This is a genomic window from Mesorhizobium sp. M0145 (assembly GCF_040322355.1).
In the GTDB taxonomy this organism is placed as follows: domain Bacteria; phylum Pseudomonadota; class Alphaproteobacteria; order Rhizobiales; family Rhizobiaceae; genus Mesorhizobium.
The window spans coordinates 764,254-778,926 of record NZ_JAMYTK010000001.1 but is presented as its reverse complement, the minus strand read 5'-3'; the positions used below and the strand labels follow the sequence as shown (position 1 = coordinate 778,926).

The following is a 14,673-nucleotide window of genomic DNA, read 5'->3' as shown; positions in this document are numbered from 1 at the left end:
AGAGTGGGGCGAAGACATGGCCGCTGCAAGGCAGCAGCGTGGCTTTTTGCCCCACGCTGCCGATCGTCGAAAGTTTTGGCACCCCCGAGCAGCGGAGCGTGCCTCGGCGGTTCGTGCTGCAATGAAAAACGCCCGGACTGAGCCGGGCGTCTCCAGGTCGAGAAGCTGGCTCTCCGATCAGGCGATGGTCTTGCCGAAGGCGACGGCGGTATCGCCCATGCGGTTGGAAAAGCCCCACTCATTGTCGTACCACGACAGCACCGAAACGAAGTTGCCGTCCATGACCTTGGTCTGGTCGAGCGCCACGATCGAGGAATGCGGATCATGGTTGAAGTCGATCGAAACATTGGGGTGACGGGTAACGGCGAGGATGCCCTTCAGCTTGCCGTTCGAGGCGGCGATCACCGCGTCATTGATCTCCTGGACGGTGGTCGGCCGCTTGGCGATGAACTTGAAATCGACGAGCGAGACGTTCGGGGTCGGCACGCGGATGGATATGCCGTCGAGCTTGCCCTTGAGCTCGGGCAGTACCAGGCCGATGGCCTTGGCAGCACCGGTCGAGGTCGGAATCTGCGACAGCGCGGCGGCGCGGGCGCGGTAGAGGTCCTTGTGCATGGTGTCCAGCGTCGGCTGGTCGCCGGTGTAGGAATGGATCGTCGTCATCATGCCCTTTTCGATGCCGACCGCCTCATTCAGCACGGCCGCCAGCGGCGCCAGGCAGTTGGTGGTGCAGGAGGCGTTCGAGATGACGATGTGGTCCTTGGTCAGCTTGTCGTGATTGATGCCATAGACGACGGTGAGATCGGCGCCCTCTGCCGGAGCGGAGACGAGAACGCGCTTGGCACCGGCGGTCAGATGGGCGACGGCCTTGTCGCGGGCGGTGAAGATGCCGGTGCATTCGAGCGCGATGTCGATGCCAAGCTCCTTCCAGGGCAGTTGCGTCGGATCCTTGATCGCGGTGACCTTGAATTTTTCCTTGCCGACGATGATCTGGTCACCGTCAACCGTCACCTCGTGCGGAAAGCGGCCATGCACGCTGTCGAAGCGCAGCAGATGCGCGTTGGTCTCGACCGGGCCGAGATCGTTGACCGCGACGACGTCGATATCCTTGCGGCCGGATTCATGGATGGCGCGCAGGATGTTGCGGCCGATGCGGCCGAATCCGTTGATGGCAACTCTGACGGTCATTGTTCTCTCCCTGGGAGTTGGAGGCCGAAGATCAAGTCCGCAGCTTCATAACGGCGGACGGGCAAAGAATCCAGCCGCCGAGGCGTGGATTTAAATCGATTAGTGCTCCACCGCCCGGCAAAACCGCTATGCCAGCCTTTGCCGGGCGGGGCTCACTTTCATTTGCCATGCAGACGGGCTTCCGCCGCCTTCACCGTTGCCTCGGCTGTGATGCCGAAATGCGGGTAGAGCTGTTCGATGGTGCCGGAGGCGCCGAAGCCGGTCATGCCGACAAAGATGCCGTCGGTGCCGATGAAGTGATCCCAGCCCTGACGGATGCCGGCTTCGATGGCAATCTTGAGCGGCGCATTGCCGATCGTCCTGCTGCGATAGTCGGCGCTCTGCTTGTCGAACAATTCGAAGCACGGCACCGAGACGACGCGGGTCGCGTGGCCGTGCTTTTCCAAGGCCTCGCGGGCGGCCAGCGCGATCTCGACCTCGGAGCCCGAAGCGAAGATCGTCACCGCCGCCTCGCCACTGGCGGCGGCAAGTTCATAGGCGCCGCGGCTGGAGAGGTTTTCCGCAACGAAGTCGTTGCGTACCGTCGGCAGGTTCTGCCGGGTCAGCGCCAATGTCGAAGGCGTCTTTTCCGACTCAATGGCCAACTGCCAGCATTCCGCGGTTTCCACCGCGTCGGCCGGGCGGAAGACATTGTGGTTCGGAATGGCGCGAAGTGCTGCCAGATGCTCGACCGGCTGATGGGTCGGGCCGTCTTCGCCAAGGCCGATGGAATCATGGGTCATGACGAAGATCGAGCGGATGCCCATCAGCGAAGCAAGCCGCATCGCCGGACGGGCATAATCGGAAAAGCACATGAAAGTGCCGCCATAGGCGATAATGCCGCCATGCAATGTCAGCCCGTTGAGCGCGGCCGCCATGCCGTGCTCGCGAACGCCGTAATGAACGTAGCGCTGGCCGTAATCGTCGGCGGTGATGTTCTTGGTCTGGCTGGTCTTGGTGTTGTTGGAGCCGGTCAAATCGGCCGAGCCGCCGATGGTTTCGGGCACGGCGCCGTTGATGACCTCCAGCGCCATTTCCGATGACTTACGGGTGGCGACCTTCGGCTTGTCGGCGGCGAGCTTCTTCTTGTAATCGCCAATGACGGCGTCGAAGCTGGCCGGCAGCGTGCCACTGATGCGGCGTTCGAACTCTGCGCGCAATTTGGCATCAGCCTTGGCAAGGCGGCTTTCCCAGTCGGTGCACGCCTTGACGCCGCTCCGCCCGGCGGTACGCCATGCGTCGAGAATATCGGCCGGAACCTCGAAGGGCGGCGAATCCCAGCCGAAGAATTTTCTGGCACCGGCGATTTCCTCGGCACCGAGCGGCGAGCCATGCGCCTTGTTGGTGCCGGCCTTGGTCGGCGCGCCGAAACCGATCGTCGTCTTGCAGGCAATCATCGTCGGCTTGTCGGAGTGGCGGGCCGCTTCGATGGCATAGGCGATCGCTTCCGGGTCCTGGCCGTCGATATGGCTAGCATTCCAGCCGGACGCCTGGAAGCGGGCGACCTGGTCGGTGTTGTCGGCCAGCGACACCGGGCCATCGATCGAGATGTTGTTGTTGTCCCAGAAGACGATCAGCTTGTTCAGCTTCAGATGTCCGGCAAGCGCGATGGCTTCCTGGGATACGCCTTCCATCAGGCAGCCGTCGCCGGCCAGCACATAGGTGTAGTGGTCGACGAGATCGTTGCCGAAAGCGGCATTCATGATGCGCTCGCCGAGTGCGAAGCCGACCGAATTGGCAAGGCCCTGGCCGAGTGGGCCTGTCGTCGTCTCGATGCCGGCGGCATGGCCGTATTCCGGGTGGCCCGCGGTCCTCGACCCCAATTGGCGGAACTGCTTGATCTGGTCGATAGTGATGTCTTCGTAGCCGGTCAGATAGAGCAGCGAGTAAAGCAGCATCGAGCCGTGGCCGGCCGACAGGATAAAGCGATCGCGGTCCGGCCAATGCGGGTTCTTCGGATCGTATTTGAGAAAGCGGGTGAACAGCACCGTGGCGATGTCGGCGCAGCCCATGGGCAATCCGGGATGGCCGGAGTTTGCCTTCTCCACAGCGTCCATGGCGAGAAAACGGATCGCGTTGGCCATCCGGTCATGTTGTTCGCGCGAAGTCATGCTTCCTCCAAAATGGGGGTTTGGGCCTTGGGAAAGCCGTTGAAAAGGTGCGCGACACATAGCAGGCGCGGCCTTTTAGTCAACAAATCGGTGTGCTTTTGCCGGTCTTGTGATGGCCATGCGCGACTTACATTAGCGTTAGCAGGGGACAGTCGCGACAGCTTTATTGACGTGCGGTTCACACGACGCGTAATGTTTCAGGGATAACGCGTTCTGAACGTGGATGATTCGGTGATGGGCAGGGCGCAGGACGAAAGCCATGACCGGGGAAACGACCCTCAAAGAAGTCATTGCCAGGCTGGGTAAGGCCATCGAAGGGCTGGAAAACGCCGTCGCGGCCAAGCTCGAGCACGAGCGGGACTATTCGGAAGCCGAGGCCGAAGTGCAGCGGATGAACGCCGACCGCTCGCGGCTGGCGCAGGAACTCGACAATTCCGAGGCCCGCGCCGAACGGCTGGAAGATGCCAACAAGGAAGTGTCGCGAAGGCTGGTGACAGCCATGGAAACCATCCGCGCGGTACTGGACAGGTAGGCTAATGGCACAAGTCACGGTTTCCATCGACGGCAAGCAGTATCGGATGGCCTGCGACGAGGGCCAGGAAGAGCATCTGATCGATCTTGCCGAGCGCTTCGACCGCTATGTTTCGCATCTGAAGGATTCTTTTGGCGAGATTGGCGACCAGCGGCTGACCGTGATGGCCGGCATCATGGTCATGGACGAGCTTTCGGAACTGCAAAAGCGGGTCAAGGGCATGGAAAGCGAAGTGCTGACGCTGCGCAAGACGCGCGACGACGCACTGACCAAGGCCGACAAGAACGATTCCGCGCTGACCGGGGCGCTCGGCGCGCTGGCCCAGCGCATGGAAGACCTGGCGACGACGCTGGCAGTGAACAAGGCCTGAGCCAGCGCAGCGAAAATTCCTGCGGCATTTGCCGAGAAGCAATGAAAATATTTCGCCGCCGGCCTTGATGCCGGCGCAACAGGCATTTGAAGGATGACGCCGGAGTGATAGAAAGGCAAAAGCAGCGCCGGTCAACGCCGGCTGCGATCTGCACTCACAGGGTAGGGACACGCCATGAGCCTTCGTATCAACGATATCGCACCGGACTTCACCGCTGAGACCACGCAAGGACCGATCAGCTTCCATGAATGGATCGGCGACGGCTGGGCAGTATTGTTCAGCCATCCGAAGAACTTTACGCCGGTTTGCACGACCGAACTCGGCACGATGGCCGGGCTCGAAGGCGAGTTCAGGAAGCGCAACGTCAAGATCATCGGCATCTCGGTCGATCCCGTCCAAAGCCATGAAAAGTGGCAGAACGACATCAAGACCGCGACCGGCCATTCGGTGAACTACCCGCTGATCGGCGACAAGGATCTCAAGGTCGCCAAGCTTTACGAGATGCTGCCGGCGGGTGCCGGCGAGAGCTCGGAAGGCCGCACGCCGGCGGACAATGCCACGGTGCGCTCGGTCTACGTCATCGGGCCCGACAAGAAGATCAAGCTGGTTCTCACCTACCCGATGACGACCGGCCGCAACTTCGACGAAATCCTGCGCGCGATCGATTCCATGCAGCTGACCGCCAAGCACCAGGTGGCGACGCCGGCGAACTGGAAGCAGGGCGAGGACGTCATCATCACCGCTGCCGTCTCCAATGAGGATGCCATCAAGCGTTTCGGCGCCTATGAGACGATCCTGCCATATCTCAGGAAAACCAAGCAGCCTTCCGCCTGAGCAGGCAGAGGCGGCACGGAGAATTTTCGGTTTTCTTGGCCGTATGAGCATGGGGTGCTTGACGGCGCCTGGTTGACGGACAACCATGCCTTTCATTTGCCGTGGCAGAGAAAGTCATTCCTGCCACGGTGAGGATCAAGGGGGCTGGGATTGGACGCATTATCGGCCAGGTCGCAGGTCACCGGCTTCTATGACAAGCCGAGCGGGTCCGTCCAGTATGTGGTCGCCGACATGGCGACCCGCAAATGCGCCATCATCGATCCGGTGCTCGACTTCGACGAAAGGTCCGGTACAACGGCAACGAAAAACGCCGACGCCCTGCTCGACTTCGTCAGGGAAAGCGGGCTGGAGGTCGAGTGGATCCTCGACACGCATCCGCATGCCGATCATTTCTCCGCCGCCCATTATCTGAGGGGGAGAACCGGAGCGCCGACGGCAATCGGCGAAAAGGTCATCGACGTCCAGAAATTGTGGAAGGTGATCTACAACTGGCCGGAATTCCCCGCCGACGGTTCGCAATGGGACAGGCTGTTCGCCGACGGCGCAACTTTTTCGGTCGGCCGCCTTCCGGCAAGAGTGCTGTTCTCGCCGGGCCACACACTGGCCTCGATCACTTACGTCATCGGCGACGCCGCCTTCATCCACGACACGCTGTTCATACCGGACAGCGGGACCGCCAGGACAGACTTTCCCGGCGGCAGTGCCGAGCGGCTCTGGCACTCGATCGAGGACATCCTGGCGCTGCCGGACGAGACACGTCTGTTCGTCGGTCACGACTACCAGCCGGGCGGTCGCGAAGCGCGCTGGGAAAGCACGGTCGCGGAGCAGAAAGCCGGCAACATCCATGTTGCCGGCTGCAAGGCGGAAGCCGACTTCGTCGCGCTCCGCCAGGCCCGCGACAGGACCTTGCCGATGCCGCGGCTGATCCTGCACGCGCTGCAGGTGAACATGAATGGCGGACGCCTGCCGGAACCGGAATCCAACGGGCGGCGCTATCTGAAATTTCCGCTCGATTGCCTGTGAGGAGATGGGTCGCTGGCACTACAATGCCATTCAGACTCGGCGCCGCCCTCATCGTTCTGCGAGGGTCATCCAAGCTATTGATCCTGATTCGATTTTTGCGATGTTTGAATCCGAGAGGTCCATGCGGGAAGACGGTGGCGGCAGCCCGATGAGGAGCAGCGCAGACGCCAGCCAGTCCAGCGTCAGGGTTTTGTTCGGCGGGCTAAATGTTCATACGTGATTTGCCAAGGATCGCTCTCGGAAGATCTTTCCTCGCCGATCCAATGGAAGCTGTTGGCAGTGATCTCGGTGAAACGCCACCGAGTTTGCAGACCGCGCGAGTCATTGCCGAGCTGGACAATGTCCTCACCCTCGGCCCGCCCGATCTGGCGCGAGTGATCCCGGTTGAGCGGGTCGTTCCATATGATATGCCAGCCATCGATCCCAGGGTCGAAGATGCGCAAGGTTGTGCCATACATCGCGGACGGAGCAGGGCGCTTGGGCCTGATCCAAACGTCCTGAATCGCGCGGCCTTCGAGCACCCAGCCAAAATGGCATTCGCCATCCCATTTCTGGATTGTGCCGTCGTCGAGGTAGTGGACCGAGTCCATTTCCCAGCTTCCAATTAGCCATCCATACAGGGCCATGTCTTTCGCTCGATCGGCTGGCGGACCGTCGGATCCGAGAGCGGCCAGAAACGGAGAAATCGTCATCGTCACACTGCCTTTCGTTTTCAATAGACGAGCTCAACTGCCCGGCGCAGCCCCGGCGGCTCGTTGTCGCGCCGCCTGCCGCGAGCGCCGGGTTGTGGAATGCCGCGGTCGGCGCCGCAACATTGCCGCCACAGCTTGCAGTCTTGCGGTTTTCAGGGCTTGGGGAAAATTGCGGTAATGCCGCTATCGATGCGATCGTCTGGAGACGCCATGGCAAGGCTACTGAGCAGTTATGGCGGCGGATCGGACATCCGCGAAGGCGCCGCGGAACCGGCAACCCGCTAATGCATGTCGCGCAAAAGTGTGCAGCGGTTTTGCGATAACGACATGCATAAAAACAAGAATCTAAAGCGCGTCGCACAAGGCCGGCCGAACGCGACGCGCTTTAGAAAAAACGGCGGCGCCAGTTACCTGACGCCGCCGTTATTTGTTTCTACCGGAAGGTCTTACGCCGCCGGCTGCGCCTCGATGGTGCGCAGCGCCTGCGTCTGGCGCTTGGCCGCGGCCTTGACCGCGTCCTGCACCTTCTCGAAGGCGCGCACCTCGATCTGGCGCACGCGCTCGCGGCTGATATCGAACTCGGCCGACAGCTCTTCAAGCGTCAACGGCTCATCGGCGAGGCGGCGCGCCTCGAAGATGCGGCGTTCGCGGTCGTTGAGCACGGCAAGAGCGCCCGACAGCATGCCGCGCCGGTTTTCCAGCTCGTCCTGCTCGATCAGCATCTCTTCCTGGCTTTCGTGGTCGTCGACCAGCCAGTCCTGCCATTCGCCGGACTCGCCTTCACTGGCCCGGATGGGCGCATTGAGCGAGGCGTCGCCCGACAGACGGCGGTTCATCGACACGACTTCCGCTTCCGAGACGTTCAGCCGGGTGGCAATCTCGGTGATCTGGTCGGGCTTCAAATCGCCTTCGTCGAGCGCCTGGATCTTGCCCTTCACCTTGCGCAGGTTGAAGAACAGGCGCTTCTGGTTGGCGGTGGTGCCCATCTTGACCAGGCTCCACGAGCGCAGGATGTATTCCTGGATAGAGGCCTTGATCCACCACATCGCATAGGTGGCGAGACGGAAACCGCGCTCCGGTTCGAATTTCTTGACGGCCTGCATCAGGCCGACATTGCCTTCCGAGATCACCTCACCGATCGGCAGGCCATAGCCGCGATAGCCCATGGCGATCTTGGCGACGAGCCGAAGGTGGCTGGTGACGAGCTTGTGCGCAGCCGTGGTGTCCTCATGCTCGGCATAGCGCTTGGCGAGCATGTACTCTTCCTGCGGCTGAAGCATCGGAAAGCGGCGGATTTCTTCCAGGTAGCGGCTGAGACCGCCTTCGCCGGAAACGATACTGGGTAATGACTGGGCCATGATAGCGCCCCCTCTCTATTGGAGTGATGCCCCCGAAACGCGGCGGGCATGTGGCGCGAATGCCAAAGGCACATTCGCGCCAACCGACATATATAGGAACAAAACCAGAAAGACAGGCATTTGTTCAACACGAAACAGTGTGTCACGTTGAAGTGAACAGCGCCGGTCAGGTTTTCAGGTGGTTGGTTCAGAGCTTGCGGAAGCCGTCGACGAGTTCCTCCATGTCCCACGGTATCGGTGCTTCGAACCTCATCGTTAGATGGGTATCCGGATGCCGAAATGCAAGGAGGCGGGCGTGCAAAGCTTGTCGCGGAAACGCTTTTACCTTGCTTCTTAGCGGCTCGGGCAACCGATTGGCCTTGGTGCGGAAAGCCTGGCCGTATTCGGGGTCGCCAATCACCGGATGGCCGATATGGGCCATGTGGACGCGTATCTGGTGAGTGCGACCGGTTTCCAGCCGGCATTCGACCAGGCTCGCCGTGGCGAATTCCTGCTGCTGCTCGCCAAAGCGCTCGACAACGGTGAAATGCGTGACGGCGTGGCGGGCATCGTCGCGGCCTTGCGGCACCACGGCGCGGCGTACCCGGTCGGCGGCGCGGCCGAGCGGCGCGTCGACCGTCCCGGTCGGCCTTGCCGGTATGCCCCAGACCAACGCCAGATACGCGCGCTCGAGATCGCCGGTCAGGCCGTGGTCGGCAAAGGCCTCCGACAACGCCTTGTGGGCGCGATCGGTCTTGGCGACGACCATGACGCCACTGGTCTCCTTGTCGAGGCGGTGGACGATGCCCGGCCGTCTCACCCCGCCGATGCCCGACAGGCTATCACCGCAATGATGGATCAGCGCGTTGACCAGCGTGCCGGTCCAGTTGCCGGCGCCGGGATGCACGACCAGCCCGGCCGGCTTGTTGATGACGATCAGCTCGCTGTCCTCGTAGAGGACGTCCAGCGCAATATCTTCGCCTTGCGGCTCCGCCGGTTCCGGCTCCGGCATGTCGACCGACACGCTGTCACCTTGTGCCATCTTGCGCTTCGTTTCGTCGACCTGCCTGCCGCCGATCCTGACGGCGCCCTGCTTTATCAGCATCTGTACCCGGCTGCGCGACATGTCGGGGCCGAGCCTGGCCGCCAGCCATTGGTCGAGCCGCTGGCCGGCCGCATCAGCGCCCGCCTCCAGGACGATCGGTCCGGCCCCTATTAATTGTCTGACCTCTTCGTTATGAGCGCTCATCGAAAACAGTTCCGGAATCTGCTGCCATGGCCCGGCCGCTTGCCGACGAAGACGAGGAAAAGCCGCTCGACCCCGAGGTCGAAAAGGTGCGGAGGAAGCTCGTCCGCTTCGTCGCCATCAATCTCGGCCTGCTGTTCCTCGCCCTTATGGTGGTGATCGCAGCACTTGTCTACAAAGCGCGCAACGCGCCGCCTACCGCCCCTCCGCTAAGCAGCGACATCCAGGTGCCGATCGGCGAAACGGTCAACGGCGACATCGTGCTGCCGGTCGGCGCCAGGGTGATCAGCCAATCGCTCTCCGGCAATCACCTGTCGATCGACGCCGAGCTGCCCGACGGCAGCCGCGCCATCTTCGTTTATGACATCACCGAGCGCCGCATCGTCGGGCGTTTTTCGATCAGGAACAAATGACCGGTTTTGCCGAACACCGCAGCATTGCCACGGTCGCGCTTGTCGTCGCAAATTATGACGAGGCGATCTCGTGGTATGTCGACCAACTGGGTTTTGTCCTCACCGAAGATGTCGATCTCGGCGGCGGCAAACGCTGGGTCACGATCACGCCGCGCAAAGGGCAGGGCGCGCGGCTGCTTCTCGCCGAAGCATCCGGCGATGCGCAAAGGCACGCCGTCGGCAACCAGACCGGCGGGCGGGTCTTTTTGTTCCTCGAAACCGACGATTTTGCCCGCGACCATGCGCTGATGCTCGAAAAAGGCGTCGAGTTCCGCGAAGCTCCACGCCACGAGGCTTATGGCACGGTCGCGGTTTTCGCCGACCTTTATGGAAATCTCTGGGACCTGATCGAGCAAAAACGCTAGGCTTGTAGCGGATATTTCGTCTGTGCGAGCAGTGGCCTTGAGCCTAGTTGCTTTTTCCCAGCCGTCAGCCTATATCGCCGGTTCTTGAACGCGCCCATCGTCTAGCGGTCAGGACACCGCCCTCTCACGGCGGGAACAGGGGTTCGATTCCCCTTGGGCGTACCAAGTCTCTCCAAACTCTCGGCAAACCATCAATCCGATCCATCGCCTTGGGTCGCGGCGGGTTTGGCTCATTGCCGCTTCCGGCGCAGCGGAGCCGATTGCATTAGCATTGCATCGTGGGTCTTGAGGCACAGCGTTAGCGGCGCGCAGAACGTCGCGCTGAGTCGATGCCACGCGGGGAGGAGCCAGATACAGAAACTACAATCGCAAGGCGTCCATCACGCTGGTCGGCACTGCCTGGAGCCGACCTGAGCTACAGCTGCCGGCGGCGGATCGTTTTGGCGAGCTCGGCGAAGGCGCCTCTCCCTCGAAGGGTGGATGCCGGGAAGGCCCTTAGCACCCGCCAGCGAAGCTGCGCGCGACGCGCATGGCTGGGCTCTAAACGCGCCATACTCCAGTTGCAGTATCGTAGCTTCTTTGCCGTTCGAATTTCTCTCAGTCATGGCTTCGCACGATACCAAGATATGCTGCGAACGACACATCCACGGCGGGCTCAACCATTCGATCTATTCCGGCAAGCCGAAAAGTGTTTGCGCGCCTGCTATTCCTCCGAGCGGATGACTGCCCATGGCGATCATCCGCTCGGTAGTTTCTGCCTCGAACACTGTCGACGCGAGCACCGTCCGTCCCAACGGCTTGCACTGCCCTTCGATGCGGCTGACAAGATTTACAGCCTTGCCGATCGCGGTGAAGTCCAACCTGCCGGCAGTGCCGATATTCCCCCAGAGTATCTCGCCGACATGCAGGCCAATGCCATATCCGAGCTCAGGGCCGCCATTGCGGCGCCGAGTTTGGTTGAGATGATCTATCCCGGCGCGCGTGGCCTTCACGGCGCGTACCGCAGCGTCACATGCGGCATTTGCATCGCGCTCGCCAATCGGGAAAATCGCGAGGACGCCATCACCTATAAACTTGAGAACCTCACCACCAAATGCGTGCACCGCGCCGGCGACGCAATCGAACCAGGCATCAAGTACCAATACGATCTCGTCTGCATCATGAACCTCGGATAGATCGGTGAAACCTCGAAGGTCCGCGCACAGAAGCGCAGCCCGTATCGTCTCTCCCTTTACTCGACGAGAATGACCGTTGAGCACATGTGCTGCACTGCGCTTTCCCAAATATGCTTCGAGCAATGCGCGTTTCGCGGACCGTTCTGCGAGTGCGGTCATCGGAGCCGCAGCAAACCGGGAGATTTGCCGCAGCAGCTCTGACTGCGCCTCATCCGGAGTATGATCGAACGCCCACACCAAGGTCGGTGCGACACCGCCCGCTCGCTCGTCGAACACGATCGCCCGCGTCGTGCCAAGCCACTCCCGCAGCACGAGCCGGGGATCGGCATTCTGGCGGTCGGCGCCTATCCCCAAACCCTCGACCACTTCACCCCCAGGCGCTCGCCAGAGCCAGATACGGCGTGAAATGATTGGGTCGGGAGCATCCTGCGCCAGCGCGCCGGCGATGATCGGCAAGCCGTCTTCCATCAAATGCGTTGAGAGCTGCAATAGAAGTCGCCCACCGTCGCCAATATGCGCGGCGTCGTCCAGAAGGAATGAAAGCGACTTTGCGAGAAGCATCGGTAGAAGGTCACTCGGCACCGGCTTATGCTTACGCCTCGAACATCTTCTTGCAACTCCCCACATTCGCTTCAATCATGCACGGTATTCGATGCGGATGTGACCTGGAGTGAGCGATGGCGGAATCGGTTTACACAGAGATTGAGGTCGCCGCGCCACAAGCGACCGTGTTCGCGCTTTTGACGGATCCGGACCAGATCGTGCGATGGATCGGGACCGAAGCGAATTTGGATGCAACGCCGGGCGGTCTGTTCCTCGTCAATGTCGGTGGTCGCTATATGGCGCGCGGTGAGTTCACCGAGGTGATCCCGGTCCACCGTCTTGCCTACAGTTTTGGCTGGGAAGACAACGAGACCGTGCCGCCCGGCTCCAGTCATGTCGAGATCGACCTGATCGCGAGGGATGCGGGGACACTGATCCGCTTCACGCACAGCGGACTGCCGAACGCAAAGGAGCGTGACAGCCACCGAAGGGGATGGGAGCACTACCTCTCAAGGCTGAAGATCACTGCCGATGGGGGACATGTCGATCCCGACGTGCCGATGAAGAATATGTGATTTTCATCTAAGGGCCGCGGATGCCCGTAATCCGAACCAGGCGCGGCATGCGTCAGCGAGGCCCCTTTGACCTGCCGTCGCCAGACCGGCCGCTCGGGAAACCCAGCGGCCTGCGGGCCGCCGCACCATTACAGCTGCCGGCGACGGATCGTTTCAGCGAGCTCGGCGAAGGCGTCCGCGATCCCGGTGCCGCTATTGGCGCCTGCGTGGAGTTCTTGAAACTCAGCGCTTCTGGCGCAACGCCTCGGATTGAATTAGCATCCGTTCATCAAAGCTCCGGCCGCACTCCTGCAGGATGCGGAATGCGGAGCGCAGGCGAGCGAGGCCGGGCGCGGTCACATGCCGGGCGCCGATCCAAGCGCGAATGGGCATCCGAACTTCCGTTCGGCGGCAAGACGGCGTGGCCGGGAGGAGTCAGATGCAAAAACTACAATCGCAAGGCGTCCATCACATCACGCTGGTCGGCGCCGGGCGTCAGACCTCGATCGATTTTTGGGAGGGCGTGCTTGGCATGCCTTTCATCTTCGAGCAGCCCAACCTCGACAAGCCAAGCGAAAGCCATCTCTATTTCGATCCGGGCGACGGCCGGCTGATCACCGTCTTCACCGACGAAAGCCGCACGCCGGTCAAGCGGCGCACGCCGACCGACACGGGCTGCGTCCATCATATCGCTTTCGCGGTGTCGCGCGTCACCTTTCTGCAGGCGGTTGCCCGGCTCGACGAGCGCGCCATCAAGCACAGCGGCGTCAAGGATCGCGGCTTCATGGACTCGATCTATTTCGAGGATCCGCTCGGCCTGCTGATCGAACTCGCCTCCTACCGTTTCGAACCGCCGGCGGGCTTCACCCATGCCGACGTGCTGATGCAGGCGCACAAGATCCGCGTCGCGCGCGGCGACTACAACATCGCCGAAGTGCACCTTGCCGATGCGATCCAAGCGCTTGTCGAGCGCTCGCGCACGACCTTGTCGGAGGATCGCGCACCGAAAAATCCATACTGACGACACGCCAAACAAAGGGAGGACATAATGGCAAAGACAGCAACGAAGAGTGCGAAAAAGCCCGCCGCCAAGGCAGCCAAACCAGGAGCCAAGCCGGCGGCCAAAGCCGCCGCCAAGTCAGCGGCGAAAGTGGCAAGGCCGGCGACGAAGGTCTCCGGCAGAAAGCCCGCGAAGGCCAAGGCGAAGCCTGCGAAAAAGCCGGCGCTCACGCTCAGCATGCTGAAGCCCAGCGTCAACAATATGAGCGTTCGGGTGTTTGCACGCGCCGCCGGGCTCGATCATTCCGAAACCGACGTTTGGGGCCTCACGCGCTCGCCCGAATATATGGCGCGAAACCCGGCCCATCTTACGCCGATGATCGAGGACAAGGGCCTGCCGAGAGGTGTCTTGTGGGAAAGCTGCGCCATCATGCAGTACCTCGCCAACAAGCACGGGCTGGAGAAATTATATCCCAAGGCGCCGGCCAAGCGGGCAATGATCGACAGCGCCATGTTCTACCTGATCGGGACGCTCTACCCCTATGTGGCGCGCGCCACATATCCTGTGCTGAATTTCCCGCAATATGCCGGCGAGGTCGGCCACAGCGACGCTCATCCCGACAAGAAGTCGGAAGCCCAGAAGGCCGCTATAGAAGCGATAGCCGAGCCGCTGGAGGTGTTTCACAGCTTCTTCAGGAACGGCAAGCCGTTCATCGGCGGCAAGAACCCGTCGATCGCCGACATCCGTCTGGCGGCGACGCTCGAATTCCTCGCCGTCATCGACTATGCGCTGCCCCAATGGGCAAAAGACTATATGGCGGCGATCGAGAAGAAGCTCGGCAAGGCCTATGCCGAGCCGGCCGGCGACGTGCGCGGCTATATCGCCTATGTGCGGTCGCAGGCCAACGCCTGAGGCACGTGCAGGCCGGCGATCGTCCGCACGTTCTGCGGGAGCCGGTAATGATCTGGGGTAATTCTTTCTTACTCTCCCCTGTTTGCACGGTGTGGGGAGCTTAAGGTTTCGTTAACCGAAACCCTTTCTACTGGTATCCACCTCCAGCTTGCGACCACGGATGTACTGGCGCGGATGGAAAGCAAAGGTCGGCTGCTCGCCGGCCTTTTGCTTATTTCAGCCCCTGCCGAAGTTGCGCCAGACGGCGTTTCACGACGCCTGCATGGCTGATGAAGCGCGTTGCCGGCATCTTGCCATCGC

General features: G+C 61.6%; 15 protein-coding genes and 1 tRNA gene. 10 read left to right on the top strand and 6 right to left on the bottom strand.

Translation table 11 applies throughout. From position 1 onward, the window contains the following. Nucleotides 1-177 precede the first annotated feature (177 nt). Nucleotides 178-1,188: a type I glyceraldehyde-3-phosphate dehydrogenase gene (gap, locus tag NKJ28_RS03920; RefSeq protein WP_023678507.1), complete on the bottom strand. Its 1,011-nt coding sequence runs from the start codon at nucleotides 1,186-1,188 to the stop codon at nucleotides 178-180. A 158-nt stretch (nucleotides 1,189-1,346) separates the two neighbouring features. Continuing rightward, nucleotides 1,347-3,338: a transketolase gene (gene tkt, locus NKJ28_RS03915; RefSeq protein WP_352457950.1), complete on the bottom strand. Its 1,992-nt coding sequence runs from the start codon at nucleotides 3,336-3,338 to the stop codon at nucleotides 1,347-1,349. 259 nt (nucleotides 3,339-3,597) lie between these two features. Here tkt and NKJ28_RS03910 point away from each other — a divergent pair, with 259 nt between their 5' ends. From NKJ28_RS03910 to NKJ28_RS03895, 4 genes are all read left to right on the top strand, one after another. Beyond that, the gene (locus NKJ28_RS03910; RefSeq protein WP_006200774.1) at nucleotides 3,598-3,870 is read left to right on the top strand and encodes a DUF4164 domain-containing protein; all 273 of its coding nucleotides are present in this window, start codon (nucleotides 3,598-3,600) and stop codon (nucleotides 3,868-3,870) included. 4 nt (nucleotides 3,871-3,874) lie between these two features. Beyond that, the gene (locus NKJ28_RS03905; RefSeq protein ID WP_023678510.1) at nucleotides 3,875-4,240 is read left to right on the top strand and encodes a cell division protein ZapA; all 366 of its coding nucleotides are present in this window, start codon (nucleotides 3,875-3,877) and stop codon (nucleotides 4,238-4,240) included. A 174-nt stretch (nucleotides 4,241-4,414) separates the two neighbouring features. Next, nucleotides 4,415-5,074, top strand: a complete 660-nt coding sequence (locus tag NKJ28_RS03900) for a peroxiredoxin (RefSeq protein ID WP_023678511.1) — start codon at nucleotides 4,415-4,417, stop codon at nucleotides 5,072-5,074. Nucleotides 5,075-5,224: 150 nt separating this feature from the next. After that, nucleotides 5,225-6,097 carry an MBL fold metallo-hydrolase gene (locus NKJ28_RS03895; RefSeq protein WP_352634145.1) on the top strand — a complete coding sequence of 291 codons (873 nt, stop codon included), beginning with the start codon at nucleotides 5,225-5,227 and terminating at the stop codon, nucleotides 6,095-6,097. A gap of 182 nt (nucleotides 6,098-6,279) precedes the next feature. Here NKJ28_RS03895 and NKJ28_RS03890 read toward each other — a convergent pair whose 3' ends face one another. The 3 genes from NKJ28_RS03890 to NKJ28_RS03880 form a co-directional block, all read right to left on the bottom strand. Next, entirely contained in the window at nucleotides 6,280-6,789 is a 510-nt protein-coding gene (locus NKJ28_RS03890; protein WP_352634143.1) for a hypothetical protein, read from the bottom strand. Between the two features lie 446 nt (nucleotides 6,790-7,235). Next, a complete protein-coding gene (gene rpoH / locus NKJ28_RS03885; RefSeq protein WP_023678514.1) occupies nucleotides 7,236-8,147 on the bottom strand; it encodes an RNA polymerase sigma factor RpoH in 912 nt (303 codons plus the stop codon). A gap of 187 nt (nucleotides 8,148-8,334) precedes the next feature. Next, nucleotides 8,335-9,375 carry an RluA family pseudouridine synthase gene (locus NKJ28_RS03880; protein ID WP_352634141.1) on the bottom strand — a complete coding sequence of 347 codons (1,041 nt, stop codon included), beginning with the start codon at nucleotides 9,373-9,375 and terminating at the stop codon, nucleotides 8,335-8,337. A 26-nt stretch (nucleotides 9,376-9,401) separates the two neighbouring features. On the opposite strand from NKJ28_RS03880, the gene NKJ28_RS03875 reads away from it, so the two are divergent. From NKJ28_RS03875 to NKJ28_RS03865, 3 genes are all read left to right on the top strand, one after another. After that, a complete protein-coding gene (locus NKJ28_RS03875; protein WP_352634139.1) occupies nucleotides 9,402-9,785 on the top strand; it encodes a fimbrial protein in 384 nt (127 codons plus the stop codon). Continuing rightward, entirely contained in the window at nucleotides 9,782-10,189 is a 408-nt protein-coding gene (locus NKJ28_RS03870) for a VOC family protein (protein WP_352634137.1), read from the top strand. The genes NKJ28_RS03875 and NKJ28_RS03870 overlap by 4 nt, the downstream gene beginning before the upstream one ends. A 90-nt stretch (nucleotides 10,190-10,279) precedes the next feature. Further along, nucleotides 10,280-10,354, top strand: a tRNA-Glu gene (locus NKJ28_RS03865). A 503-nt stretch (nucleotides 10,355-10,857) separates the two neighbouring features. On the opposite strand, the gene NKJ28_RS03860 is transcribed toward NKJ28_RS03865, so the two are convergent. Further along, nucleotides 10,858-11,925 carry an adenylate/guanylate cyclase domain-containing protein gene (locus NKJ28_RS03860; protein ID WP_352634135.1) on the bottom strand — a complete coding sequence of 356 codons (1,068 nt, stop codon included), beginning with the start codon at nucleotides 11,923-11,925 and terminating at the stop codon, nucleotides 10,858-10,860. Between the two features lie 116 nt (nucleotides 11,926-12,041). Between NKJ28_RS03860 and NKJ28_RS03855 the strand changes: the two genes are divergently transcribed. The 3 genes from NKJ28_RS03855 (at nucleotide 12,042) to NKJ28_RS03845 (ending at nucleotide 14,373) form a co-directional block, all read left to right on the top strand. Then, nucleotides 12,042-12,482 carry an SRPBCC family protein gene (locus NKJ28_RS03855; RefSeq protein WP_352574819.1) on the top strand — a complete coding sequence of 147 codons (441 nt, stop codon included), beginning with the start codon at nucleotides 12,042-12,044 and terminating at the stop codon, nucleotides 12,480-12,482. A gap of 418 nt (nucleotides 12,483-12,900) precedes the next feature. Continuing rightward, a complete protein-coding gene (locus NKJ28_RS03850) occupies nucleotides 12,901-13,482 on the top strand; it encodes a VOC family protein (RefSeq protein ID WP_352634133.1) in 582 nt (193 codons plus the stop codon). 27 nt (nucleotides 13,483-13,509) lie between these two features. Next, nucleotides 13,510-14,373: a glutathione S-transferase family protein gene (locus NKJ28_RS03845; protein WP_352574823.1), complete on the top strand. Its 864-nt coding sequence runs from the start codon at nucleotides 13,510-13,512 to the stop codon at nucleotides 14,371-14,373. Nucleotides 14,374-14,673 lie beyond the last annotated feature (300 nt).

Bases quoted from the DNA above. Each gene is read 5' to 3' on its own strand.
- NKJ28_RS03870 (WP_352634137.1), top strand. From the start codon at position 9,782: ATGACCGGTTTTGCCGAACACCGCAGCATTGCCACGGTCGCGCTTGTC.
- NKJ28_RS03890 (WP_352634143.1), bottom strand. From the start codon at position 6,789: ATGACGATTTCTCCGTTTCTGGCCGCTCTCGGATCCGACGGTCCGCCA.
- rpoH (WP_023678514.1), bottom strand. From the start codon at position 8,147: ATGGCCCAGTCATTACCCAGTATCGTTTCCGGCGAAGGCGGTCTCAGC.
- NKJ28_RS03855 (WP_352574819.1), top strand. From the start codon at position 12,042: ATGGCGGAATCGGTTTACACAGAGATTGAGGTCGCCGCGCCACAAGCG.
- NKJ28_RS03880 (WP_352634141.1), bottom strand. From the start codon at position 9,375: ATGAGCGCTCATAACGAAGAGGTCAGACAATTAATAGGGGCCGGACCG.
- NKJ28_RS03905 (WP_023678510.1), top strand. From the start codon at position 3,875: ATGGCACAAGTCACGGTTTCCATCGACGGCAAGCAGTATCGGATGGCC.
- NKJ28_RS03900 (WP_023678511.1), top strand. From the start codon at position 4,415: ATGAGCCTTCGTATCAACGATATCGCACCGGACTTCACCGCTGAGACC.
- NKJ28_RS03845 (WP_352574823.1), top strand. From the start codon at position 13,510: ATGGCAAAGACAGCAACGAAGAGTGCGAAAAAGCCCGCCGCCAAGGCA.
- NKJ28_RS03850 (WP_352634133.1), top strand. From the start codon at position 12,901: ATGCAAAAACTACAATCGCAAGGCGTCCATCACATCACGCTGGTCGGC.
- tkt (WP_352457950.1), bottom strand. From the start codon at position 3,338: ATGACTTCGCGCGAACAACATGACCGGATGGCCAACGCGATCCGTTTT.
- NKJ28_RS03910 (WP_006200774.1), top strand. From the start codon at position 3,598: ATGACCGGGGAAACGACCCTCAAAGAAGTCATTGCCAGGCTGGGTAAG.
- NKJ28_RS03860 (WP_352634135.1), bottom strand. From the start codon at position 11,925: ATGCTTCTCGCAAAGTCGCTTTCATTCCTTCTGGACGACGCCGCGCAT.
- gap (WP_023678507.1), bottom strand. From the start codon at position 1,188: ATGACCGTCAGAGTTGCCATCAACGGATTCGGCCGCATCGGCCGCAAC.
- NKJ28_RS03875 (WP_352634139.1), top strand. From the start codon at position 9,402: ATGGCCCGGCCGCTTGCCGACGAAGACGAGGAAAAGCCGCTCGACCCC.